The organism is Pseudomonas sp. AC463 (assembly GCF_979253585.1).
The window spans coordinates 161,618-186,102 of record NZ_CEEDDZ010000013.1 but is presented as its reverse complement, the minus strand read 5'-3'; the positions used below and the strand labels follow the sequence as shown (position 1 = coordinate 186,102).

Genomic DNA, 24,485 nt, shown 5'->3' with positions numbered 1-24,485 from the left:
ATGTCCGCTGGGTTAATCGCGATAAATTGCGCTCAAGGCAAAACGCCATTATCGGTACTGCAATTGAGATCAATGAATCCAGGGTGTTTGATCAGGGCTCTTTCTCATGTGCAGCAGTTCGTTGAAGTTGGCGATAGAGCAGTCGACGCTTGCGTTAGAGCGTCATGTGGATTTTGAAGTGTGTATGCGTGCCCATTATTCGATCTTGCTGGAGCCTTATTCAAAAAGACCTTTTTTCTACAAGACGGCACTCAAGTTCAGCCGTTTGATGGTGTCCTTTACGTTGTTGAGTACTTATTTCAGCAAGCCGGTGCCATTGCTCTCCGAGGTCAAGGAATTCTGTCTGGCGCGCGGTTTTTGTTCGAGTAACAGCCTGGAGTCGATGTTTCTGCTGTTCAGGGTGTCGGGGTTCATGAAGGTGACGTGGCATCCGGAGGACAGCCGTTTGCGCGTGTTCAGCCCGTCTGCCCAGGCCTGTCGGGAGATAAGGCTGATGCTCGCGTCCGTGGTGGAACCCTTGAGTGTGATGTGTCCTGAGGACATCTATCTGCGTGAAATGAATGCTCTGGATGATCGCGACTACCTGGCGCGTTACTTCAAGGGCTTTGCGTTGCTGCTCACCCAGGACGCGACCCTTGATCTGTTGATGCCCGAAGCAAATTGGCTGGTAAAGCGCGACGCTGGGCATATGTTGATGCTGGCGATCTATACCGATGCGTGCGTGCGGGATACTCAGGGCGCAAGTTTCAGGTCGTCGTCTTACTTGTCCATCGCCGAGCAACTGTCGGTATCGAAGACCCATGTTATTCGCCTGGTTCAAGAAGGCGCCGACCGCGGCTATTTCAAGATTCACTCCAAGACCCAGCTGGAAGTCCTGCCGCCTTTTATCTTGCTGGTAAGACGGTTCATGGCGTTTTCGTTTGCCACGTGTTTGCACAGTCTCCAACTGAGTCAAGCCGATAACCCATAGGCAACTCATGCGCAGGGAGTGAAGGGATGCCGGCTAATTTGAAGCTCAGGCCACGGATGCAAAGGTTGTTGTCACCCGCAGTAGGCCAGGCCGAACTGATCGGGATCATCGCCTGGCTGGGCGTGTTGCTTGCAGATCGGGGCGTGATGTTTGGCTGGCCGGCATTCGTAATCAGTACCAGCCTGTTTGCGGTGTACAAGCTGCACCGGGTGGCGAGCAATTATTTGTTGTGGCGGGCACTGGGGGTGGTCTACATGGCGCTGCTGGCGGCCGGTTTTACCTACGTTGTGCACACCAACCCGGCGTTACGCGTGTACGCCTTGCCGCTGGCAGTGACGTTGGTGCTCAGCAGCGCCGTGCTGTTTATCGTGGCGCAGGACTTTCTGCTCAGCGCCGTATTGGTCTGGTTAATGACGTGGCCCTATATCGACGTGAGCCTTTACGCCGGTGTTGATATTTACTTGTTGATCTTCTGCGTGTCATCGGTATCGGTCGGCTTTGTCTTGAACTTCTCCTACTTGAAAAACCTGCGCTCGGTGTTGTTGGTCGAGAGTGAATTTCGTGAGCTGGCCCAGACGGACTACCTGACCTCGATCTTGAATCGGCGGGCTTTTATGGAAAGTTTCGCCAAGTTGCTGGCCAGCGGGGATAACGGCTTTTTCATGATGCTGGACATCGACAGTTTCAAGTTGAAGAACGACCAGTTCGGCCACGATGTCGGCGACAAGATCCTGTGCGCCATGGCCAATTGCCTGAAGTCCATGCCGGGCAGCCACAGCTTCGGCAGGATCGGCGGTGAAGAGTTCGGTGTGCTGCTGGTGGGCGACGACGCTGACATCGCCAGCCATTTTGCCTTGCGCCTGCTGCAAGGGATTCGCGCCAGTGTGGCACCGCCACATCACTACACCTGCAGTGCGGGCATGACGCGCTTTGCGGCGGCTGCCGATATGTCGGCGGTGCTCAAGTGCGCCGACCGCAACCTGTATGCCGCCAAGCGCAACGGCAAAGACTGTGTGTACCTGGATGGCACGTTGGTGCAGGCGCGGTTGTGTGCGGGGTGATCCGCCCACTTGAATCGTTGCTTAGTGCTGGGAGAGGATACTGGCAAGCAATCCCGGAAACCGGTCTTCCAGCAGTTCGCCCCGCAACGAATTCATGTGGGTGGTGCCGACGCTGCGGGTCTGCACCAGCCCGGCATCGCGCAAGACTCGAAAGTGATGGGACATGCTCGACTTGGGCCGCCCGCCGTCCAGCTCCCCGCACGTAGCCTCGGGCACATTGGCCAGGCAACGCACGATGTCCAGGCGCACCGGGTCACTCAAGGCGTACAGCAGGCGCTCGAGGGTCAGGTCTTGAAGGGTAGGGTGTTTGAAGGCTCGCATGGGGCGGATGATAACAGCGGGGTAGCATTGAAACCATAGTTCGATTAGCATCGAACTATCGAATCACTCACTGACTCCTGGAGCTCACGATGTCCGCTTTGTTCGAACCGTTCAAACTTAAAGACGTAACCCTGCGCAATCGCATTGCCATCCCGCCGATGTGCCAATACAAGGCCGATGATGGCGTGGTCAACGACTGGCACCACGTGCACCTGGCCGGCATGGCCCGTGGCGGTGCCGGCCTGCTGGTGGTCGAGGCCACGGCGGTGTCTCCTGAAGGGCGTATCACGCCGGGCTGCGCCGGCATCTGGAGCGATGCACACGCCGAGGCGTTCGTGCCGATGGTCAAGGCCATCAAGGCCGCCGGCTCGGTGCCGGGCATCCAGATTGCCCACGCCGGCCGCAAAGCCAGCGCCAACCGCCCGTGGGAAGGCGATGACCACATGCCGGCCTCCGACGCGCGCAGCTGGGAAACCATCGCACCGTCGGCGATTGCCTTTGGTGCCAACCTGCCCCAGGTGCCGCGCGCCATGACCCTGGATGACATCGCCCGGGTCAAACAGGACTTCGTGGACGCCGCCCGTCGCGCCCGTGACGCCGGCTTTGAATGGATCGAGTTGCACTTCGCCCACGGCTACCTGGCCCAGAGCTTCTTCTCCGAGCATTCCAACCAGCGTACCGACGCCTACGGTGGCAGCTTCGACAACCGCAGCCGTTTCCTCCTGGAAACCCTGGCCGCCGTGCGTGAAGTCTGGCCGGAAAACCTGCCGCTGACCGCGCGTTTCGGCGTGATCGAATACGACGGCCGCGACGAGCAGACTCTCACCGAATCCATCGAACTGGCCCGCAACTTCAAGGCCGGCGGCCTCGACCTGCTGAGCGTCAGCGTCGGTTTCACCATCCCCGACACCAATATCCCGTGGGGCCCGGCCTTTATGGGCCCGATCGCCGAACGTGTGCGCCGCGAAGCCGGTATCCCGGTAACCTCGGCCTGGGGCTTTGGTACCCCGCAACTGGCTGAAGGTGCCTTGCAGGCCGGCCAGCTTGACCTGGTTTCGGTCGGCCGCGCACACCTGGCTGACCCGCACTGGGCGTACTTTGCGGCCAAGGAGCTGGGCGTGGAAAAATCCTCCTGGACCCTGCCGGCACCTTACGCGCATTGGTTGGAGCGGTATCGCTGATCGACTTCACTTCTAACGGGGTTTAAACATCCAAATGTGGGAGGGGGCTTGCCCCCGATGGCAGTGGGTCAGACACAGAATCGGTGACTGGCACTCCGCCATCGGGAGCACGCCCCATCCCACATTTGCTTGGCGTGCAATTTCCTGCAGGTGGATACAAAGCTGTTACTTGAAAAATAGTGAATGAGAATAGATGTCAACCGCGAATGACTTGGTATACCATTCCCGCGATTTTTGGCAGGTTTGCCGCCCCTTCTGGCTCATTCACTAGGTTCAACATCCATGCGTCGTACCCTGGTTTCGATTTGTGTGCTTCAGGCATTTTCACCGTTCAGTTGGGCCGAGGTCGAGCCGGTTGAAAAAACCGCTATCGAACTGCAATCCACCAGCATTACCGGCACCGCAGACTATGAAACGGCCCAGGGGCCGGTGCAGGGCTACCACGCCACACGTTCGGCGAGTGCGACACGTACCGATACCTCGATCCATGAAACGCCGCAATCAATCAGCGTGGTCTCCAAAGACGTGGTTGAAGACCTCGGCGCCACGCGCTTGCAGGATGCGCTGGATTACGCCGGCGGCGTAGGCCGCGCGAACAACTTCGGCGGGCAGGGGCTCACCACCTTCACCGTACGCGGCTTTACCACCGGCGAGTTCTACCGCAACGGTTTCCCGATCAACCGGGGTTACCCGAACATGCCGGACGCCAACACCATCGAGCGCCTCGAAGTGCTGCGTGGCCCGGCGACCATGCTTTACGGGCGTGGCGACCCGGGCGGCACCTTCAACGTGGTGTCCAAGCAACCGCTGGCCGAGCGCAGCGTGACCCTCGGCAGCCAATTGAACGACCAGGGCATGAAACGCGGCACCCTCGACGCCTCCGGCCCGCTGGATGAGCAGGGCCGCCTGGCCTATCGCCTGAACGTGGTGGGCGAGGGCGGTGACACCTTCCGTGATCACGTCGAAACCGAACGCTACGGTGTGACCCCGGTGATCTCCTGGCAAGCCACCGACGACACCAAGGTGATCTTCGAAGGCGACTTCATGCGCAACAACCACCCGCTCGATCGCGGACTGACGCGTTATCCCAACCAAAAAGGCACGCCCTCGCGCGATACCTTCTGGGGCGATAAGGATGTGGGCAAGTTGCACAACGACAACAACATGGCCCAGTTGCGTTTCGAGCACCTGCTCAATGAAAACTGGACCCTGGGCGGTGGCTTCCAATGGCTGGACGGCACCCTGCAAGGCAACGCCATCGAAGCCAACGGCCTGAACGCCGACGGCCGCACCCTGCAACGCAACTTCAACTATCGCAAGCTGGAATGGACCGACAAGGACTACCAGCTCAACCTGACCGGGCATTTCTCCACCGGCGGTTTCGAGCACACCTTGCTGACCGGCATCGAGTATGAGGATTACGACTACAAGTCGATCATCCAGCGCTCCAGCGCCGCTGTGGGGACTTACCCCATCGACATCTTCGATCCGGTCTACGGTCAGACGCGACCACGCCTGACGCGGACACCGACCCACGATAAGGAAAACCTCAAGACCTACGCCGCTTTCGTGCAGGACCAAGTGGCTTTGACCGAGCGCTTGAAAGTTCTGGCCGGCGCGCGTTTCGAACGTTTTGAACATGACTACGAAAGCTATGTGCCCGGCGTCAGCCCGTTCCAGGCCGCCGACAACGCCGTCACCCCACGCGTGGGGGTGATCTACGACCTTACCGATACGGTCGCGGTGTATGCCGACGCCGCACGCTCGTTCAAGCCGAACCCCGGCGCCGCGCGTGAAGGCGGTGGCTTCGAGCCGGAAAAGGGCAAGTCTTACGAGATGGGCGTGAAGTGGGAAGCGCTGGATCGCCAGTTAAGCGTGGATGCAGCGATCTACCAGATCGAGAAGAAAAACGTGCTGACCACCGACCCGGTGATCAATACCTTCTCCGTAGCCGCCGGCCAAGTCCGCAGCCGTGGTTTTGACTTGAACGTGGCAGGCAACCTCACCCCGGAGTGGCGCGTAATTGGCGGCTACGCCTACGTGGATGCCGAAGTGACCAAGGACAACACCATCCGCTCCGGCACCCGGCTGCTGAATATCCCGCGCAACAGCTTCAGCCTGCTCAACGTGTATGAGTTCCAGGACGGCGCCCTCAAGGGTCTGGGCCTGGGTGCCGGCGGCAAATACGTCGACCAGCGCGCCGGCCAGACCGCCAACACCGCGTTCTCGATGGACGCCTACACCGTGGTCGACCTGCTCAGCTACTACAAGGTCAACGACAAGGTGCGGCTGAACCTGGATGTGAAGAACCTGTTCAACCGCGAGTATGACGAGGGTGCGTTCGGCAACATCTACGCCTACCCAGGTGCCCCCCGCACCGTACAGGTCGGCATCGCCTACACGCTTTAAAGCTGCACACAATTCCAAATGTGGGAGGGGGCTTGCCCCCGATAGCGGTGTATCAGTCACAGCGACATTGACTGGCCCACCGCCATCGGGAGCAAGCCCCCTCCCACATTTTTTGCGTTTTAACTTTAGAGCGGGGTCAGTACATTCATCACCGTATCCAGCGCCACGCGCGTGTCATCCAGCTGCACCAGCGAGGCATGCCGGGCGCCGAGGGCGTCGCGGTTCTGGATCGCGGTGAGGATTGCCTTGTGCCGGGGCAGGCTCAGGCCCTGGATGTCCGGGCGGCGGTTGGTGATGTTGATCGACTCGCGCAACGGCAACGAGAGCATGTTGCACATATAGGCCAGCAGGTCGTTGCGGGTGGCGTCGGCGATGGCGCGGTGGAAGTCCAGGTCGGCCTGCAACAGGTCGTCGTGGGTCTTCGCGGTTTCCATGCCCCGGTAGGCTTTTTCGATGGTGGCGATGTCATCATCCGTGGCCGTGGTTGCGGCCATGGCGGCGATTTCCGGTTCTAGGATGCGCCGCACACCCGCCAGGGTGTTGAAGAATTCGCTATGGGGCGTGGACTGCATCAACCAGGACAGCACGTCCGGGTCGAGCAGGTGCCACTTCAGCCGAGGCCGCACCACCGCGCCCACCCGTGGCTTGGAATACACCAGGCCCTTGGCGCTGAGCACCCGGGTCGCCTCGCGCAGCACCGAGCGGCTGACCTTGTATTCCTCGCACAGCGTGGCTTCCATGGGCAATCGTTCTTCAGGCTTGAAGCGGCCGGAAACGATGTGCATGCCCAAGTCCTGAACGATCTGGGCATGCTGGCTCTTGCGCGGCTTGGGCGGCTGGTGATCCATAACGACGGGGAGGCTCTGGCTTAGATTCGCGGCATCATAGCATCCCAATTAGTGGGAATGCCGTGGGACTTCCGCGCCCCGGCAACCTACCAGGAAGTCAAAGTCACAGCCCTGGTCGGCCTGCAGCACATGGTCGATATACAACTGGCGGTAGCCGCCGACGATCAGGTTCTGCGGCGGTTTAAGGTCAGCCATGCGCGCCGCCAGCTCTGCGTCGGGGATGTCCAGGTGTAAACGGCCATTGGCGCAGTCCAGTTCGATCCAGTCACCTTCCTTCACCGTGGCCAACGGCCCGCCGGCAGCGGCTTCCGGTGCCACGTGCAAGACCACGGTGCCGTAGGCGGTGCCGCTCATGCGCGCGTCGGAAATGCGCACCATATCGGTCACGCCCTGGGCCAGCAGCTTGGCCGGCAGGCCCATGTTGCCGACTTCGGCCATGCCCGGGTAACCCTTGGGCCCGCAGTTTTTCATGACCAGGATCGAGTTGGCGTCCACGTCCAGCTCCGGGTCGTTGATGCGCGCCTTGTACATGTCGAAATTCTCGAACACCACCGCGCGGCCGCGATGCTGCATCAGCTCGGCGCTGGCGGCCGATGGCTTGAGCACCGCTCCCAGCGGCGCCAGGTTGCCACGCAGCACGCAGATGCCGCCATCGGCGCGGATCGGGTTGTCGAGGGTGCGGATCACTTCGTCCTGGCCGTAGATCGGCGAGTCCTTGGTGTTTTCGCCCAGGGACTTGCCGTTGACGGTCAAGGCGTTCGGGTGCGGGATCAGGTTGGCTTCACCGAGGCGGCGCAGCACGGCGGGCAGGCCGCCGGCGTAGTAGAACTCTTCCATCAGGAAGCGCCCCGACGGCTGCAGGTCGACGATGGTCGGCATGCCGCGGCCCATGCGGGTCCAGTCGTCCAGGTCCAACTCGACGCCGATACGCCCGGCGATGGCCTTGAGGTGGATCACCGCGTTGGTCGAACCGCCGATGGCGGCGTTCACGCGAATCGCGTTTTCAAACGCTTCCTTGGTGAGGATCTTCGACAGCTTCAAGTCTTCACGCACCATCTCGACCGCACGCATGCCGGACATATGCGCCAGCACGTACCGTCGCGCATCCACCGCCGGGATCGCCGCGTTGTGGGGCAGGGAGGTGCCGAGTGCCTCGGCCATGCAGGCCATGGTCGACGCGGTGCCCATGGTGTTGCAGGTGCCCGCCGAGCGCGACATGCCGCCCTCGGCCGCGAGGAAATCATCCAGGGTGATGGTGCCGGCTTTCACCTGCTCGCTGAGCTGCCACACCACCGTGCCCGAGCCAATGTCCTGGCCCTTGTGCTTGCCGTTGAGCATCGGCCCGCCGGTGACCACGATGGCCGGCACGTCGCAACTGGCGGCGCCCATCAGCAGGGCCGGGGTGGTTTTGTCGCAGCCGGTCAGCAGCACCACGCCGTCAATCGGGTTGCCGCGAATCGCTTCTTCCACGTCCATGCTCGCCAGGTTGCGGGTGAGCATGGCGGTGGGGCGCAGGTTGGATTCGCCATTGGAGAACACCGGGAATTCCACCGGAAAGCCACCGGCCTCGATCACGCCGCGTTTGACATGCTCGGCGATCTGGCGGAAATGCGCATTGCACGGGGTCAGCTCCGACCAGGTGTTGCAGATACCGATGATCGGCTTGCCATGGAACTGATGGTCGGCAATGCCCTGATTCTTCATCCAGCTGCGGTACATGAAGCCGTTTTTGTCGGCGGTACCAAACCACTGGGCAGAGCGTAGGCCGGGCTTTTTATCAGACATGATCGATTCTCTTATTGTATGACTATATGTTCTCTCTACGGCTAAACATAAGCGCAAAATGTTCGGTTTGGAAGTGTTGTTTTGCAAATAGTCATACTATATAGTCTGGCTTAACTGAGGTATTGCCCTGGCGGTTTTTCGCGAGAGGCGTCCCCCGAGCTTCATATAAGAACAACAATTCGGAGATCGATCCCATGAGCGAGGAACTGCGCCTTATCCGGCGCATCACGCTGAAACTGATTCCCTTCCTGATCCTGCTGTACCTCATTGCCTACGTGGACCGCTCCGCCGTGGGCTTTGCCAAGCTGCACATGGGCGCCGACGTCGGCATCGGTGATGCGGCCTACGGCCTGGGTGCGGGGTTGTTCTTCATTGGCTACTTCCTGTTCGAGATCCCCAGCAACCTGATGCTCGACCGCTTCGGCGCCCGGCGCTGGTTTGCGCGCATCATGATCACCTGGGGCGCCATCACCATCGGCATGGCCTTCGTGCAGGGCCCGCACAGCTTCTATGTGATGCGCTTTTTGCTCGGCGCGGGGGAGGCGGGCTTCTTCCCCGGCGTGCTGTACTACATCACCCAGTGGTTCCCGGTGCGCCATCGCGGCAAGATCCTCGGGCTGTTTATCCTGTCCCAACCGATTGCGATGATGATCACCGGCCCGGTGTCCGGCGGCCTGCTGGGCATGGACGGCATCCTCGGCCTGCACGGCTGGCAGTGGCTGTTTATCGTGATCGGCACCCCGGCGATCCTGCTGACCTGGCCGGTGCTGCGTTACCTGCCGGACGGCCCCCAGCAGGTCAAGTGGATGAGCGAGAGCGAAAAAACCTGGCTCGCCGGCGAGCTGGCCAAGGACCTGCAAGCCTATGGCCAGACCCGCCACGGCAACCCGCTGCACGCCCTCAAAGACAAACGCGTGTTGCTGCTGGCGCTGTTCTACCTGCCGGTGACCCTGAGCATCTACGGCCTCGGCCTGTGGCTGCCGACCTTGATCAAGCAGTTCGGCGGCAGCGACCTCACCACCGGGTTCATCTCGGCCGTGCCGTACATCTTCGGCATCATCGGTTTGCTGATCATCCCGCGCAGCTCCGACCGTTTGAACGACCGCTACGGACACCTCGCCGTGCTCTATGTGCTGGGTGCCATCGGCCTGTTCTGCAGCGCCTGGCTGAGCGCGCCAGTGCTGCAAATAGCCGCGCTGTGCCTGGCGGCGTTTGCGCTGTTTTCCTGCACGGCGGTGTTCTGGACCTTGCCCGGGCGGTTCTTTGCCGGCGCCAGTGCGGCGGCGGGCATTGCCTTGATCAACTCGGTGGGCAACCTCGGCGGCTATATCGGCCCGTTCGTGATCGGCGCGCTCAAGGAATACACCGGCAACCTGGCCTCGGGCTTGTACTTCCTGTCCGCCGTGATGGTGTTCGGGCTGCTGCTGACCGGCGTGGTCTACCGCCTGCTGGAGCGCAAGCACGTGCTGCCCGCCGACCAATTCGCCGCCAGTGCCCGTGGCGCCACACGACCTTAATCTAGGAGAACCTTCATGCGTTTAGTGCAGTTCGAACTCAATAATGGCGAGCGCCGCGTTGGCGTGGTGGAAGGCAAGCAACTGCGCGAAGTGCGCAGCGCCCATAGCGTGCGCGAACTGGCACTGGCCGCCATCGAAGCGGGCGTCAAGTTGCAGCAGCAGGTCGACAGCCTCGGCCTGGGCGACAGCCATGACTACGCCGCGCTGCTCGCCGAACAGAAAATCCTGCCACCGTTGGATCATCCCGACCCGGCCCATATGTTGATCAGCGGCACCGGCCTGACCCACCTCGGCAGCGCCTCGGCGCGCGACAAGATGCACCAGGCCGGCGACGACAGCGCCTTGACCGACACCATGCGCATCTTCAAATGGGGCGTGGAGGGCGGCAAACCCGCCGCCGGCCAGGCCGGTGTGCAACCGGAGTGGTTTTATAAAGGCGACGGCAGCATCGTCGTGCGCCCGGGCCAGGCCTTCCCGGTGCCGCCGTTCGCCGAGGATGCCGGTGAAGAACCCGAGATCGGCGGCCTGTACGTGATCGGCCCGGACAGCAAACCCTATCGGCTGGGCTTCGCAGTGGGCAATGAATTCTCCGACCATGTGATGGAGCGCAAGAATTACCTGTACCTGGCCCATTCCAAGCTGCGCAGTTGCAGCTATGGCCCCGAGCTGCGCGTCGGCGAATTGCCCCAGCACTTGGCCGGTACCAGCCGCATCCTGCGTAACGGCGAGGAAATCTGGCGGAACGAATTCCTCAGTGGCGAGGCCAATATGTGCCACAGCCTGGAAAACCTCGAATACCACCACTTCAAATACAGCCAGTTCTTGAAACCGGGCGACGTGCACATTCACTTCTTCGGCACCGCCACCTTGTCATTTGCCGACGGTATACGTACCCAGCCGGGCGACGTATTCGAGATCAGCCAGGCCGAGTTCGGCGCGCCGCTGGTGAACACGGTCGGGCAGGCAGACGCTGTATTCGAGCCCGGCCAAGTCACCCCCCTTTAAGGAGAGCTTCATGACCCAGTTCCTCGGCCACAACTTCATCGGCGGCCAGCGCAGCGCCAACGGCAGCATTACCTTGCAGAGTGTCGACGCAACCACCGGCGAAGCCTTGCCCCAGGCTTTCTACCAGGCCACCCCGGAGGAAGTCGACGCCGCCGCCAAGGCCGCCGCGCAGGCTTACCCGGCGTACCGCGCGTTGAGTGCCGCGCGCCGCGCGCAGTTCCTCGACGCAATAGCCGACGAACTCGATGCCTTGAGCGATAACTTCGTTGAGCTGGTATGCCGCGAAACCGCATTGCCTGCTGCACGTATCAAAGGCGAGCGCGGGCGTACCAGCGGCCAGATGCGTTTGTTCGCCACGGTGCTGCGTCGCGGCGATTTCTACGGCGCGCGTATCGACAAGGCCCTGCCCGAGCGCCAGCCGCTGCCACGTCCGGACCTGCGCCAATACCGCATCGGCCTGGGCCCGGTCGCGGTGTTCGGCGCCAGCAACTTCCCGCTGGCGTTTTCCACCGCCGGTGGCGACACCGCTGCCGCACTGGCGGCCGGCTGCCCGGTGGTGTTCAAGGCCCACAGCGGGCATATGGCTACGGCTGAACAGGTGGCCAATGCAATCATTCGCGCGGCCGAGGCCACCGAAATGCCGGCCGGCGTGTTCAATATGATCTTCGGCGGCGGCGTCGGTGAGGCATTGGTCAAGCATCCGGCGATCCAGGCGGTCGGCTTTACCGGCTCGCTCAAGGGCGGCCGCGCCCTGTGCGACATGGCGGCGGCGCGCCCACAGCCGATCCCGGTGTTTGCCGAGATGTCGAGCATCAACCCGGTGATCGTGTTGCCCCAGGCGCTGCAAGCGCGCGCGGAAGCTGTCGCGCGTGACCTGACCGCCTCGGTGGTGCAGGGTTGCGGCCAGTTCTGCACCAACCCCGGCCTGGTGATCGGTATCGCTTCGCCTGAATTCACCGCGTTTACCCAACAAGTGGCCCGACTGATCGGCGAGCAACCGGCGCAAACCATGCTCAACGCCGGCACCTTGAGCAGCTATGGCAAAGGCCTGGCAGCCCTGCTGGCGCACCCTGGCATCCGGCATCTGGCGGGCACTGCGCAATCCGGCAGCCAGGCCCAGCCGCAGCTGTTCAAGGCGGATGCAAGCCTGTTGCTCGACGGCGATGAAGTGCTGCAGGAAGAGGTCTTCGGCCCCACCACGGTGTTTGTCGAAGTGGCCGATCAAGCCCAGCTCAGCGCGGCGTTGCACGGCCTGCACGGCCAGCTGACGGCGACGATCATTGGCGAACCGGCCGACTTCCAACAGTTCGCCGAACTCACGCCGCTGCTGGAACAGAAGGTCGGGCGCATCCTGCTCAACGGCTACCCGACTGGCGTGGAGGTCTGCGATTCGATGGTGCACGGCGGCCCGTACCCGGCCACCTCGGATGCCCGTGGCACCTCGGTCGGCACCTTGGCCATCGATCGTTTCCTGCGCCCCGTGTGCTTCCAGAATTACCCTGATAGCCTGCTGCCCGACGCGTTGAAAAACGCCAACCCGTTGCGTATCCAGCGGCTGGTGGATGGCACGCCATCCCGCGACTCGCTGTAACGCAACGCCTGAGAAAAATAACAATCCAGGAGGCAACATGTCGCTTCAAGCTGTCACCGCGCACCGGGCGCAATTGGGCGAAGGCCCGTTCTGGGACGCACCGACCCAGGCGCTGTACTGGGTGAATATCGCCGGCAAACAGGCCTTGCGCCTGCTGGGCGGGCAGTTGCAGATCTGGCAATTGCCCGAGCATGTCTCGGCGTTTATCCCGTGTGAAAGCGGCGATGCGCTGGTGACCTTGAGCAGCGGCGTCTATCGCCTCGACCTCGCCACCGAGGCGCTGACCCTGCTGTGCGTGGCCGACCCGCAAGCCGGCAACCGTGGCAATGAAGCGCGCTGCGATGCCCAGGGTCGCCTGTGGCTGGGCACCATGCAAAACAACATTGGCGAGGCGGGCGAAGACCTGTCGATCACGCGGCGCTCCGGTGGCTTGTTTCGCATCGATGCAGGCGGGCAGGTCACGCCGCTGCTGCACGGGCTGGGCATTCCCAATACCTTGCTCTGGAGCGACGACGGCGGCCAGGTGCACTTCGGCGACAGCCTGGACGGCACGCTGTACCGCCATGCCATCCAACCCGACGGCCAACTTGAACCCGCCCAGGTCTGGTTCGGCCCGCATGAGCGTGGCGGGCCGGATGGTTCGGCCATGGACGCCGAAGGCTATATCTGGAACGCCCGCTGGGACGGCAGCTGCCTGCTGCGCCTGAGCCCGGACGGCGAGGTCGACCGCATCATCGAACTGCCCGTCAGCCGCCCCACCAGTTGCGTATTCGGTGGCCCGAATCTCACCACCTTGTACATCACCAGTGCTGCCAGCCCTTTGGATCACCCATTGGACGGCGCGGTATTGGCCATTGAAGTTGACGTACCTGGCAAACCCTGCCACCGCTTCGCCGGTTAAACCCCGCTACTCAAAAACAACAACAAGAGGTGTCGTTCATGAAAAAGGTTCTACGCGTCCTTGCCGCTGCCGTTGCTTTAAGCAGCCTCAGCAGCCTCGCAACCGCTGAAGAAGTGAAGATCGGTTTCCTGGTCAAACAGGCTGAAGAGCCGTGGTTCCAGACCGAGTGGGCCTTTGCCGAAAAAGCCGGCAAGGAGCATGGCTTTACCGTAATCAAGATCGCCGTGCCGGATGGCGAAAAAACCCTCTCGGCCATCGACAGCCTGGCCGCCAATGGCGCCAAGGGCTTCGTGATCTGCCCGCCGGACGTGTCCCTCGGCCCGGCCATCGTCGCCAAGGCCAAGGCCAACGGCTTGAAAGTGATTGCCGTGGATGACCGTTTTGTCGATGCCAAGGGCGCCTTCATGGAAGACGTGCCGTACCTGGGCATGGCCGCCTTTGAAGTGGGCCAGAAGCAGGGCGCGGCCATGGCTGCAGAGGCGAAAAAACGCGGCTGGGACTGGAAGGAAACCTACGCGGTGATCAACACCTTCAACGAACTCGACACCGGCAAGAAGCGCACCGACGGCTCGGTCAAATCCCTCGAAGACGCAGGCTTCCCCAAGGACCACATCCTGTTCACCGCCGCCAAGACCCTTGACGTACCGGGCAGCATGGACGCCACCAACTCGGCGCTGGTCAAGCTGCCCAGCGGCGCGAAAAACCTGATCATCGGCGGCATGAACGACAACACCGTGCTCGGCGGCGTGCGCGCTACCGAAAGCGCCGGCTTCAAGGCCGCCAACGTGATCGGCATCGGCATCAATGGCACCGACGCCATCGGCGAACTGAAAAAACCCAACAGCGGCTTCTTCGGCTCGATGCTGCCTAGCCCGCATATCGAGGGCTACAACACCGCGCTGATGATGTACGAGTGGGTCACCAAAGGCACCGAACCACCGAAGTACACCGCGATGGATGAAGTGACCCTGATCACCCGCGAGAACTTCAAGGAAGAACTGACCAAAATCGGTCTGTGGCAATGACCGCCGCCGCCCTGCGTTTTGACGGCATCGGCAAGACGTTTCCCGGGGTCAAGGCGCTGGACGGCATCAGCTTCAGCGCCCATCCGGGCCAGGTGCACGCCCTGATGGGCGAGAACGGCGCGGGCAAGTCGACGCTGCTGAAGATTCTTGGTGGCGCCTACATTCCGTCGAGTGGCAGCGTGCAGATCGGCGCGCAGACCATGGCCTTCAAATGCGCCGCCGACAGCATCGCCAGCGGCGTCGCGGTGATCCACCAGGAGCTGCACCTGGTGCCGGAGATGACGGTGGCCGAGAACCTGTTTCTCGGACACCTGCCGTCGCGCTTCGGCGTGGTCAACCGGGGGCTGCTGCGCAAGCAGGCCCTGGCGTGCCTCAAGGGCCTGGCGGATGAAATCGACCCGGACACCAAGCTCGGGCGGCTGTCCCTCGGCCAGCGCCAACTGGTCGAAATCGCCAAGGCGCTGTCCCGTGGTGCCCAGGTGATTGCCTTCGATGAGCCGACCAGTAGCCTGTCGGCGCGGGAGATCGACCGGTTGATGGCGATCATCACGCGCCTGCGCGACGAGGGCAAAGTGGTGCTGTACGTGTCTCACCGCATGGAGGAAGTGTTCCGTATCTGCGATGCGGTCACCGTGTTCAAGGACGGCCGTTATGTGCGCACCTTCGAGGACATGGGCGCGCTGACCCATGACCAGTTGGTGACCTGCATGGTCGGTCGCGATATCCAGGACATCTATGACTATCGACCGCGTGCGCATGGCGACGTCGCGCTGAAGGTGGATGGTTTGCTCGGCCCGGGCCTGCGTGAGCCGGTCAGCTTTGACGTGCGCAAGGGCGAAATCCTCGGCCTGTTCGGGCTGGTGGGGGCAGGGCGCACGGAGCTGTTTCGTCTGCTCAGTGGCTTGGAACGTGCCAGCGCCGGCAGCCTGGAATTGTGCGGTGAAAAACTGCAGTTGCGCTCACCCCGCGATGCCATCGCCGCCGGCGTACTGCTATGCCCGGAAGACCGCAAGAAAGAAGGCATCATCCCGCTGTCCAGTGTCGCCGAGAACATCAACATCAGTGCGCGTGGCGCCCACTCGGCGTTTGGCTGGCTGCTGCGCGAGGGCTGGGAGAAGGGCAACGCCGACCGGCAGATCACGGCGATGAAAGTCAAAACCCCGAACGCGGCGCAGAAAATCATGTACCTGTCCGGCGGCAATCAGCAGAAGGCCATTCTCGGCCGTTGGCTGTCGATGCCGATGAAAGTCCTGCTGCTGGACGAGCCGACCCGCGGCATCGATATCGGCGCCAAGGCCGAGATCTACCAGATCATCCATAACCTCGCGGCCCAAGGTATTGCGGTGATTGTGGTGTCCAGCGACCTGATGGAAGTGATGGGCATTTCCGACCGCATCCTGGTGCTGTGCGAAGGCGCCATGCGTGGCGAACAAGCCCGCGAACACGCGACTGAATCCAACCTGCTGCAGCTGGCCTTGCCACGCGGCCTGGCGAACTGAGAGACGACTATGAACACCCCACACAACGCGCTGGCAACCCCGCGCAAACCCCTCGATATGCGTGCATTGCTCGACAACTGGGCCATGCTGCTGGCGGCGGTGAGTATCTTTTTGCTCTGCGCCTTGCTGATCGACAACTTCCTCTCGCCCCTGAACATGCGCGGGCTCGGCCTGGCGATTTCCACGGTGGGCATCGCCGCGTGCACCATGCTGTTCTGCCTGGCCTCGGGGCACTTCGACCTGTCAGTTGGCTCGGTGATCGCCTGCGCTGGTGTGGTCGCGGCGATTGTGATGCGCGACACTGACAGCGTGATGCTCGGCATCGGCGCGGCGCTGCTGATGGGCCTGATCGTCGGGTTGATCAACGGCATCGTGATCGCCAAGCTGCGGGTCAACGCTCTGATTACTACCCTGGCGACCATGCAGATCGTGCGCGGCCTGGCCTACATCTTTGCCAACGGCAAGGCGGTGGGTGTGTCCCAGGAGCAGTTCTTCGTGTTCGGCAACGGCCAGCTACTGGGCGTGCCGGTGCCGATCCTGATCACCATTGTGTGCTTTATGTTTTTCGGCTGGCTGCTCAACTACACCACCTACGGGCGCAACACCATGGCCATCGGCGGCAACCCGGAAGCGGCGTTGCTGGCCGGGGTGAACGTGGACCGCACCAAGATCCTGATCTTCGCCGTGCACGGCGTGATCGGTGCGTTGGCCGGGGTGATCCTGGCGTCGCGCATGACCTCGGGCCAGCCGATGATCGGCCAGGGTTTTGAGCTCACGGTGATCTCGGCGTGCGTGCTGGGCGGGGTGTCGCTGAGCGGCGGGGTGGGCATGATTCGCCACGTGATCGCCGGGGTGTTGATTCTAGCGATCATCGAGAATGCGATGAACCTGAAGAACATCGATACCTTTTACCAGTACGTGATCCGGGGTTCGATCCTGCTGCTGGCCGTGGTCATCGACCGCATGAAACAACGCTAAATTCCAACCCTGCGAAAATCCAATGTGGGAGGGGGCTTGCCCCCGATAGCGGTGGGCCAGTTACAGATTTATCAACTGACACACCCTCATCGGGGGCAAGCCCCCTCCCACAATTTTAATCAGCGGTGAACTTGAAGATGGTGTTCTGGCTGTAGGTCTGTCCCGGGTTCAGGCGGGTCGATGCAAAGGAAGATTGGTTGGGCGCATCCGGAAAATGCTGGGTCTCCAGCGTAAACCCGCTCCAGTGCTGATAAGTCTTGCCAGCCTTGCCCTTCACCGTTCCATCGAGGAAGTTGCTGGTATAGAACTGCACCCCAGGCTCGGTGGTGTATAGCTGCAAACGCCGACCGGACGCCGGGTCATGTACCTCGGCGGCGAGCTGCTTGATATCGCCCTTGGTATCCAGTGCCCAGTTGAAGTCAAATCCACCTTGCTTCGGCTCGGCGAATTTAAGCTGCGGGTGATCGTCCTTGATGTGCTGGCCGATCGGCGTGGGTTTGAGGAAATCCATCGGCGTGCCCGCCACCGGCGCCAGCTCACCAGTCGGGATCAACGTGGCATTCACCGGCGTGTAATGGCTGGCATGCAAGGTGGCGACTTGCTTGAGGATGTCGCCGTTGCCTGCGCCGGCCAGGTTGAAGTAGCTGTGGTTGGTGAGGTTGAGCACCGTGGGTTTGTCGGTAGTGGCTTTGTAGTCGATGTGCAGTTCGTTGTTGTCGTTGAGGCTGTAGGTGACTTCGGTTTTCAGGTTGCCGGGGAAGCCCATCTCACCGTCCTTGGACAGGTAACTGAGCTTCACGCCGACCGAGTCCTTGGCCTTGACCGCTTCGGCTTTCCACACGTGCTTGTCGAAGCCCTGGGCGCCGCCATGCAATGAGTTGGGACCGTCGTTGAGCGGCACCTGGAAGCGTTTGCCATCGAGTTCAAACGCGCCACCGGCCAGGCGATTGCCGAAGCGCCCGATGGTCGCGCCGAAAAACGCGGTGCCGCCCTGGTAGCCCTGCACCGTGTCGAAGCCGAGTACCACGTCTTCGACCTTGCCGTTTTTATCCGGCACCTTGAGCGACTGCAACACGCCGCCGTAGGTGATCACCGTGGCTTGCATGCCGTGGCTGTTACGCAGGATGTACTGTTCGACGGCAGTGCCGTCATTGGTTTTACCGAAGGCTTTGTGCTCGCTGCTGAGCCCTGCGGCCTGGGCGCCGCCGCTGGCGATCAGCATGGACATGGCAAGGCCCGAAAGCAGGTATCGAGGGTGCTTCATGATCGAACTTCCTTTTGTTGTTATGACTGGAATAGTTCTACTAATGTGCGATATTTTGTCGATAAGACAGCAGATTTATAGCCTTTTACCGCGTGTTTGCAAAATAAAATAAGACTATTTAAGCGAGGCGAACGTTATATGACTACTCAAGCTGCCCTTTACCCGGACCTCAAGGGCAAGACCGTGCTGATCTCCGGGGGCGCTTCGGGGATTGGTGAGTTCATGGTGCGGGCCTTCGCCGCGCAGGGTGCCAAGGTCGGTTTTGTGGACCGCGCCCAAAGCCAGGGCGAACGCCTGGCGGCGCTGTTGAGTTCCCAGGGGCATACGGTCGAGTTCGGTTATTGCGACATCACCGATGAAATTGCCTACCGCGCGGCAATCGGGCGCTTTGAGCATTCGCTCGGGCCGATCACGGTGCTGGTGAACAACGCCGCCAACGACGTGCGCCATACCCTGGAAGAGGTCGACTCGGAGCTGTTCGACAAGCTGATTTCGGTCAACCTCAAGCACGCATTTCTGGCGAGTAAGGCGGTGGCGCCGATGATGAAAAGCGCCGGTGGCGGGTCGATCATCAACCTCGGCTCGGTGGGCTGGATGATGGCGTCCGCAGGCTACCCGGTGTACGCGGCTGCCAAGGCTGCGGCCCATGGCATGACCCGTGGCTTGGCCCGGGAACTGGGGCCCAGTGGTATCCGCGTCAACACGCTGGTGCCGGGCTGGGTCATGACCGAAAAACAGCTGGCAATGTGGGTGGATGATGCCGCCCGTGAACTGATCGCCCGCAGCCAGTGCCTGCCGGGCAGTGTGTTGCCGGAACACATCGCCAATATGGCGCTGTTTTTGGCCTCGGACGCGTCGGCGATGTGTTCGGCGCAGAACTTCATTGTGGATGGCGGCTGGGTCTAACCCAAAACCTCAGCCATATGAAGATCCAATGTGGGAGGGGGCTTGCCCCCTCCCACATTTGCACTGCGGTGCTTACTCGATCGGGTAACGCTTGAAGGCGGGATGCTGCTCCAGCCTTTCGGCATGCCGCTTCAGGTTGGCAAACGCATCCGCCTTCACCACCGACGCCACAGTGAGCTGGCTGAACGACCAGGCCACGGCCGCCGTGATCGACGCCTGGGTAAGTGCCTCACTGTCAGGCAGTTGCTTGTCCAGCAGCGCATACGCCGCCAGCAATTGGCCGGTCACGCGGTCGAGCCAGGGGGCGTGCAGCTTCTCGGCCGGGCGCAGGTTGTGCTCATAGACGATCTGCACGCTTTTCTCGCAGGCCGCCAGGGCCAGGCCCAGCAGTTGCAGGTCCTTGGCCAGTGCCCTGGGTTGCTGAGGCAGCAGCTTTCTATCGGCCGGGGCCAGGGCTTCGAGGTAATTCAGGATCAGGCTCGAATCCATCAGCACCGTGCCATCGTCCAGCACCAGGGTAGGGGCCTTGACCACCGGGTTGATCTGCGCAAATTCGTCGAAGGTGCGAAACACCGACAGGGGCTCATGTTCAAAATCCACCCCATACAACTCCAGGGAAATGGCCACGCGGCGCACGTAGGGCGAGTCCAGCATGCCGATCAGTTTCATGAAGCCTCCATTGCTATCAGGACGATTGGCCCCAGAGATTAAGGCGACTCGACCGCCTCGCGCAATTGCCGATAGGCCTGCACCAATTGCTCCAGGCTGAACGCCAGGTTGCGCCCGCTGGGGTTGGGCAGCACCCACACCGCCGCGCCGCAGAGCAATTGCGTCTGCAACCCCCAGGCAATTTCACGTTGGCCAGATAGCGCGCTGTAGCCCGGCTTGCCGAGGAAGGCCACAAAGCGCGGCGCACATCGGCGGATTTTCGCCTCGAAGGCGGCCGCCGCATCGGTGAATTCATGCCGCGCCAACTCGCCTGCGCTGGCGGTGGGGCGCTCCACCACGGTGGTCAGGCCGCAGTGGTAGTGCAGCAGCGTGCGGCCGTCTTCGGGTCGGAGCTCATGGGGCGTAAAACCGGCCAGGTGCAGGGTGCGCCAGAAGCGGTTGCTGCGGTTGGCAAAGTGCAGGCCGAGGGCGGCGGAACCCTTGCCGGGGTTGATGCCGCAGAACAGCACATTCAGGTGGTCGGCGAGGATGTCTTCGAGCCGGTCGGTCATGTTGGGGGTACCTGAATGTGAGCCAATCGGTAAGATGCAGGTGAATTCGTTGATCCCAAGCGCCTCAGGAGCAGTGAGCATGACCGATTCATCCAGCTATGTCCCACCCAAGGTCTGGACCTGGGACACCGAGAGCGGCGGCACTTTCGCCAGCATCAACCGGCCCATCGCCGGCGCGACTCACGATAAGCCACTGCCGGTGGGCAAGCACCCGCTGCAGCTGTATTCCCTGGCCACGCCAAATGGGCAGAAAGTCACGATCCTGCTCGAAGAGCTGCTGGCCCTGGGGCACAGCGGCGCGGAATACGATGCGTGGCTGATCAAGATCGGCGATGGCGACCAGTTCGGCAGCGGGTTTGTTGCGGTCAATCCGAACTCGAAGATTCCGGCGTTGATGGACCACAGCGGCACTACGCCAATTCGCATTTTCGAATCGGGTGCGATCTTGCATTACCTGGCGGAGAAGTTTGGCGCGTTTTTTCCCACTGAGCCGGCGGCCCGCGCGGAGTGCCTGTCGTGGTTGTTCTGGCAGATGGGCAGCGCGCCGTACCTGGGCGGTGGGTTTGGGCATTTCTATGCGTATGCGCCGAGCAAGATGGAGTACGCGATCAATCGGTTTGCCATGGAGACCAAGCGTCAGCTGGATGTGCTGAATCAGCGCCTGGCGGTGAGTGAGTACATTGCCGGGGATGAGTACACCATCGCGGATATCGCGATTTGGCCTTGGTATGGCGGGTTGGTGAAGGGCCGGTTGTATGGTGAGTCGGCGCAGTTTCTGTCGGTGCACGAGTACAAGCATGTGCTGCGTTGGGCCGAGGCGATTGAGGCGCGGCCGGCGGTGCAGCGGGGGCGGCGGGTGAACCGGGTTTCGGGTGAGGCCCATGAGCAGTTGGCCGAGCGGCATGAGGCGAGTGATTTGGACTGAGGCCGGGGGGATGGGAACTGTGTACATATCCGTTGCTGCGGTAACGGCGGCTTGGGGTTCCGCTCTTACAGCGGGTCACTTTTGGCAAACGCCCCAAAAGTAACCAAAAGGTCTTCGCCCCACCACTCGGCACCTCGCCTAGGCTCGGCATGCCCACTCCGGCTTGAATCCGTGGGCCGCCGCGATGGGCCATCCTTGGCCCAGCGCGGCTAACCCGGCGTCCTGCCGGGTTACCCACGCTCCAAAGCCTGCGTTCGGCCAGCGTGGTTGACGGGGCGCCTCAGATCAAAATCACAAGCCAGATCAAAAGCAGGCTGCGGTGCATACTTCAGTTTATTTATAGCGCTGCTCGAAGACTGCCACCTGCTCCGGCTTGATCAACTCAAACGGCACCCACACCTCCGATTCAATCGGCTCGCCCTTGATCATCCGCACCGCCGACTCCACGGCCTTGCTCGCCTGGGCCTTGGGGTCCTGGAACACTGAGGCGGTGAGCAGGCCACGCTTGATCGCTGCCAACCCGTCCGGCAAGCCGTCGATGCCGACAATCGCCACTTCACCCTTGGCCTTGCCCGACTGCTGCAACGCCATGGCCGCGCCAATCGCCATTTCGTCGTTATTCGCCACGATCGCATCAAACTGCGTCCCCGCCAGCAGCCAGTTGCTGGTCAGGTCCATGCCTTTGCTGCGCTGCCACTCGGCACTTTGCTGCTCGACGATCTTGATCCCCGGGAAATCCTTGAGCACCTGCTTGGCGCCCTCGGTGCGGTCATGGGTGGCGTTCTGCGCAAGGTCGCCCATGATGATCGCCACGTTGCCTTTGCCTCCGAGTTTCTCGGCGAGGTAGCGCATCTGCAATTGCCCGGCCTCGATGTCGTTGGACGCCACGGTGACCACGCCTTTGGGCAAGGTGCGCTCATCCGGATGACGGTTGACGTACACCAGCGGGATTTTGCTGGCGACGGCCGCGCGGGTCATGTTGGCGGTGGCGGAGGTGTCCACCGGCAACACAATCACTGCGTCGACTTTCTGGTTGAGGAAGCCTTCGACCTGGTTGAGCTGGCGCACCACATCACCCTGGGCGTCTTCGAACTGGATCTGCACGTCCTGTTGCTTGGCGGCGGCTTCCAGGCCGCTGCGCACGTAGGTCATGAAGTTGTCGTCGACCCGCGCGATGCTCACGCCGATGCGGTAAGTGGCGAAACTCCATTGGCTGAACAGCAGTAAAAAAGCAGCAACGATCAATGATTGGCGATGCATAGGGAGGTTCCTTTTATTGTTATAGGGTGAACGCTTGGCGGAAACGCTGCAGCGCCAGCTCACTGTCGCCGCTGGCCCAGCCTTCGAGGCCGACCACGCCGCTGTAGCCCATGGCGTGCAAGGCCCGGGCAATGGCCGGGTAGTGGATTTCGCCGGTGCCGGGCTCCTTGCGCCCGGGCACGTCGGCCACCTGGATTTCGCCGATGGCGGAACCGGCGCGCTGTATCAATTCGATCAGGTTGCCTTCGCCGATTTGCGCGTGGTACAGGTCCAGGTTCATCTTCAAATGCGGGCTGCCCACGGCTTCGATCAACGCCAGGGTGTCGTCGGCACGGGCGAACGGCACGCCGGGATGGTCGACCTCGGTGTTGAGGTTTTCCAGCAGGAAGACGCGGCCGGCGTCTTCCCCCAGGCGGGCGATTTTTTCCAGGGTCTTGCACGCGCTCAGCCACATGCGTCCGGTGGTCTGGCTGACCGGCTGCACTGGCAGGCCGCCGTCGCCCAGGCCGGTGCCGTGCAGGTTGAGGCTGGGGCAGTTCAGGCGCTCGGCAACGCCCAGGGACTCGCGAGCGGTTTCGAGCAGTTGGCGGATGCCGTCGGGGTCGGTGAGGGTGCCGCTGATGTAGCCGGTCATCGAGGTAAAATCTGCACCGGTGGCGGCGAGGGCGCTGATGTCCTTGGTGGTCCAGTCCCAGATTTCGGCGCTGAAGCCGAGTGCATGAATGCGTTTGACCCGCTCGATAATCGGCAGGTCGAGAAACACCATCTCGGCACTGATCGCCAGTTTGAACGGGCTCATACCGCCACCGCCTGGCCGGTTTCGAACGAGGTGATGCACGCACGTGCAATTGCCAGCGCTGCGCGGGCATCTTCGCCGCTGGCCAGGGGCTTGGCGCCGGTGCGCAGGCAGTCGGCGAAGTGGTTGAGTTCGGCGATGTAGGCGTCGCGCAGCAGGTCGGTGTCCAGGCGCTGGGTGTCGGCCTGGATGCCCGGGGCCAGGTAGCGCACCAGGTCGCTATCCTGCACGCCGCCCATGGTCAGCATGCCGGCGCTGCCAAACACTTCGCCGCGCACGTCGTAGCCATACACGGCCTGGAAGTTGGCCTCGGCGGTGGCAATCGCGCCGTTGTCAAAGCGGATCGTGACCACGGCGGTGTCGAGGAAGCCTTTGCGTTTGTATTCAGGTGCGATCAGCGCGTCGGCCATCACGTGCACCTGCACCGCTTCGGCACCGGGGTTGAGGTAGCGCAGCGTATCGAAGTCGTGGATCAGGGTTTCGAGGAAGATCACCCATTGCGGCGAGTTGGCCGGGTTGTTCAGCGCCGGATCACGGGTCAGCGAGCGCAGCAGTTGCGGGGTGCCGATACGGCCGGCGACTACATCGAGGTGGGCGGTGCGAAAGCTCTTGGCGAAACGCCGGTTGAACCCGACCTGCAACGGCACGCGGGCATCGGCGGCGGCCGCGATGGCGCGGTCGGCTTCATCGAGGGTGATGGCCATGGGTTTTTCGCAGAAGATCCCTTTGCCGGCGCGGGCGGCGCTGATCACCAGCTCGGCGTGGCTGCGAGCCGGGGCGGCGATGAGTACGCCGTCGATATCCGGGTCATCGAGCAATTGCTGCGGGTCGGTGTAGACCTTGGTCACGCCCAGTTCCGCCGCCAGGCGTGCGGCCTGGCCGGGGGTCGGGTCGGCGATGGCGGCAAGGCAGGCGCCGGGAATGTGCCGCGCGGCGGTCAGGCCGTGGAAGCTGCCCATGCGGCCAGCACCGATCAAGCCCAGGCGGATGTTCTGTGTACTCATGCAATGACCCCTTTTTATT

22 protein-coding genes are annotated in these 24,485 nt (G+C 62.1%); 13 read left to right on the top strand and 9 right to left on the bottom strand.

Annotation, left to right across the window (positions count from 1 at the left end; genetic code table 11):
• The first annotated feature begins 166 nt into the window (after nt 1–166).
• Nucleotides 167–970 carry a hypothetical protein gene (locus AC0IYH_RS18045; protein ID WP_241092272.1) on the top strand — a complete coding sequence of 268 codons (804 nt, stop codon included), beginning with the start codon at nt 167–169 and terminating at the stop codon, nt 968–970.
• A gap of 26 nt (nt 971–996) precedes the next feature.
• On the top strand, nt 997–2,031 hold the full coding sequence (locus AC0IYH_RS18040) for a GGDEF domain-containing protein (protein WP_471835537.1): 1,035 nt from the start codon (nt 997–999) through the stop codon (nt 2,029–2,031).
• 21 nt (nt 2,032–2,052) lie between these two features.
• Here the strand turns inward: AC0IYH_RS18040 and AC0IYH_RS18035 are convergent, their stop codons facing one another.
• On the bottom strand, nt 2,053–2,352 hold the full coding sequence (locus AC0IYH_RS18035) for a helix-turn-helix domain-containing protein (RefSeq protein WP_116630170.1): 300 nt from the start codon (nt 2,350–2,352) through the stop codon (nt 2,053–2,055).
• Between the two features lie 89 nt (nt 2,353–2,441).
• Between AC0IYH_RS18035 and AC0IYH_RS18030 the strand changes: the two genes are divergently transcribed.
• Nucleotides 2,442–3,533, top strand: coding sequence for an NADH:flavin oxidoreductase/NADH oxidase (locus AC0IYH_RS18030; RefSeq protein WP_116630120.1), 1,092 nt, complete (start codon nt 2,442–2,444; stop codon nt 3,531–3,533).
• Nucleotides 3,534–3,815: 282 nt separating this feature from the next.
• Nucleotides 3,816–5,942 (top strand): TonB-dependent siderophore receptor, encoded by a 2,127-nt coding sequence (locus AC0IYH_RS18025; protein ID WP_471835535.1) that lies wholly within the window; start codon nt 3,816–3,818, stop codon nt 5,940–5,942.
• A 125-nt stretch (nt 5,943–6,067) separates the two neighbouring features.
• Here AC0IYH_RS18025 and AC0IYH_RS18020 read toward each other — a convergent pair whose 3' ends face one another.
• Together AC0IYH_RS18020 and AC0IYH_RS18015 are read right to left on the bottom strand one after the other, a co-directional pair.
• Nucleotides 6,068–6,790, bottom strand: a complete 723-nt coding sequence (locus AC0IYH_RS18020; protein WP_122772681.1) for a FadR/GntR family transcriptional regulator — start codon at nt 6,788–6,790, stop codon at nt 6,068–6,070.
• Nucleotides 6,791–6,838: 48 nt separating this feature from the next.
• Complete coding sequence (locus tag AC0IYH_RS18015; RefSeq protein WP_122772682.1) at nt 6,839–8,575, bottom strand: IlvD/Edd family dehydratase; 1,737 nt, start codon at nt 8,573–8,575, stop codon at nt 6,839–6,841.
• 194 nt (nt 8,576–8,769) lie between these two features.
• On the opposite strand from AC0IYH_RS18015, the gene AC0IYH_RS18010 reads away from it, so the two are divergent.
• The 7 genes from AC0IYH_RS18010 to araH are packed head-to-tail and all read left to right on the top strand — an operon-like array spanning nt 8,770 to nt 17,091.
• Nucleotides 8,770–10,092 (top strand): MFS transporter, encoded by a 1,323-nt coding sequence (locus tag AC0IYH_RS18010; protein ID WP_471835533.1) that lies wholly within the window; start codon nt 8,770–8,772, stop codon nt 10,090–10,092.
• 15 nt (nt 10,093–10,107) lie between these two features.
• Nucleotides 10,108–11,097, top strand: a complete 990-nt coding sequence (gene araD1, locus AC0IYH_RS18005; RefSeq protein WP_471835531.1) for an AraD1 family protein — start codon at nt 10,108–10,110, stop codon at nt 11,095–11,097.
• A 10-nt stretch (nt 11,098–11,107) separates the two neighbouring features.
• Nucleotides 11,108–12,688, top strand: a complete 1,581-nt coding sequence (locus tag AC0IYH_RS18000) for an aldehyde dehydrogenase (NADP(+)) (RefSeq protein WP_471835529.1) — start codon at nt 11,108–11,110, stop codon at nt 12,686–12,688.
• Nucleotides 12,689–12,725: 37 nt separating this feature from the next.
• A complete protein-coding gene (locus tag AC0IYH_RS17995; protein ID WP_471835528.1) occupies nt 12,726–13,589 on the top strand; it encodes an SMP-30/gluconolactonase/LRE family protein in 864 nt (287 codons plus the stop codon).
• Nucleotides 13,590–13,627: 38 nt separating this feature from the next.
• The gene (locus AC0IYH_RS17990) at nt 13,628–14,614 is read left to right on the top strand and encodes a substrate-binding domain-containing protein (protein WP_116630127.1); all 987 of its coding nucleotides are present in this window, start codon (nt 13,628–13,630) and stop codon (nt 14,612–14,614) included.
• The gene (gene araG / locus AC0IYH_RS17985; RefSeq protein WP_471835527.1) at nt 14,611–16,113 is read left to right on the top strand and encodes an L-arabinose ABC transporter ATP-binding protein AraG; all 1,503 of its coding nucleotides are present in this window, start codon (nt 14,611–14,613) and stop codon (nt 16,111–16,113) included. Before AC0IYH_RS17990 ends, araG begins: the two co-directional genes overlap by 4 nt.
• 9 nt (nt 16,114–16,122) lie before the next feature.
• On the top strand, nt 16,123–17,091 hold the full coding sequence (gene araH / locus AC0IYH_RS17980; protein ID WP_471835525.1) for an L-arabinose ABC transporter permease AraH: 969 nt from the start codon (nt 16,123–16,125) through the stop codon (nt 17,089–17,091).
• Between the two features lie 115 nt (nt 17,092–17,206).
• Here araH and AC0IYH_RS17975 read toward each other — a convergent pair whose 3' ends face one another.
• Nucleotides 17,207–18,355, bottom strand: coding sequence for an aldose epimerase family protein (locus AC0IYH_RS17975; RefSeq protein WP_471835523.1), 1,149 nt, complete (start codon nt 18,353–18,355; stop codon nt 17,207–17,209).
• A 138-nt stretch (nt 18,356–18,493) separates the two neighbouring features.
• Between AC0IYH_RS17975 and AC0IYH_RS17970 the strand changes: the two genes are divergently transcribed.
• Complete coding sequence (locus AC0IYH_RS17970) at nt 18,494–19,261, top strand: SDR family oxidoreductase (RefSeq protein WP_122772690.1); 768 nt, start codon at nt 18,494–18,496, stop codon at nt 19,259–19,261.
• Between the two features lie 72 nt (nt 19,262–19,333).
• Here AC0IYH_RS17970 and AC0IYH_RS17965 read toward each other — a convergent pair whose 3' ends face one another.
• Together AC0IYH_RS17965 and mug are read right to left on the bottom strand one after the other, a co-directional pair.
• Nucleotides 19,334–19,930, bottom strand: a complete 597-nt coding sequence (locus AC0IYH_RS17965; protein ID WP_471835521.1) for a glutathione S-transferase family protein — start codon at nt 19,928–19,930, stop codon at nt 19,334–19,336.
• Between the two features lie 38 nt (nt 19,931–19,968).
• A complete protein-coding gene (mug, locus tag AC0IYH_RS17960; RefSeq protein WP_471835519.1) occupies nt 19,969–20,481 on the bottom strand; it encodes a G/U mismatch-specific DNA glycosylase in 513 nt (170 codons plus the stop codon).
• A 79-nt stretch (nt 20,482–20,560) separates the two neighbouring features.
• On the opposite strand from mug, the gene yghU reads away from it, so the two are divergent.
• Nucleotides 20,561–21,406 (top strand): glutathione-dependent disulfide-bond oxidoreductase, encoded by an 846-nt coding sequence (gene yghU / locus AC0IYH_RS17955; RefSeq protein WP_471835517.1) that lies wholly within the window; start codon nt 20,561–20,563, stop codon nt 21,404–21,406.
• Nucleotides 21,407–21,739: 333 nt separating this feature from the next.
• On the opposite strand, the gene AC0IYH_RS17950 is transcribed toward yghU, so the two are convergent.
• From AC0IYH_RS17950 to AC0IYH_RS17940, 3 genes are read right to left on the bottom strand one after another with little or no spacing between them, the layout of a single operon-like run.
• A complete protein-coding gene (locus AC0IYH_RS17950) occupies nt 21,740–22,666 on the bottom strand; it encodes a sugar ABC transporter substrate-binding protein (protein WP_116630135.1) in 927 nt (308 codons plus the stop codon).
• 19 nt (nt 22,667–22,685) lie between these two features.
• A complete protein-coding gene (locus AC0IYH_RS17945) occupies nt 22,686–23,465 on the bottom strand; it encodes a TIM barrel protein (RefSeq protein ID WP_471835515.1) in 780 nt (259 codons plus the stop codon).
• Nucleotides 23,462–24,466 carry a Gfo/Idh/MocA family oxidoreductase gene (locus AC0IYH_RS17940; RefSeq protein WP_471835513.1) on the bottom strand — a complete coding sequence of 335 codons (1,005 nt, stop codon included), beginning with the start codon at nt 24,464–24,466 and terminating at the stop codon, nt 23,462–23,464. Before AC0IYH_RS17940 ends, AC0IYH_RS17945 begins: the two co-directional genes overlap by 4 nt.
• Nucleotides 24,467–24,485: the final 19 nt, after the last annotated feature.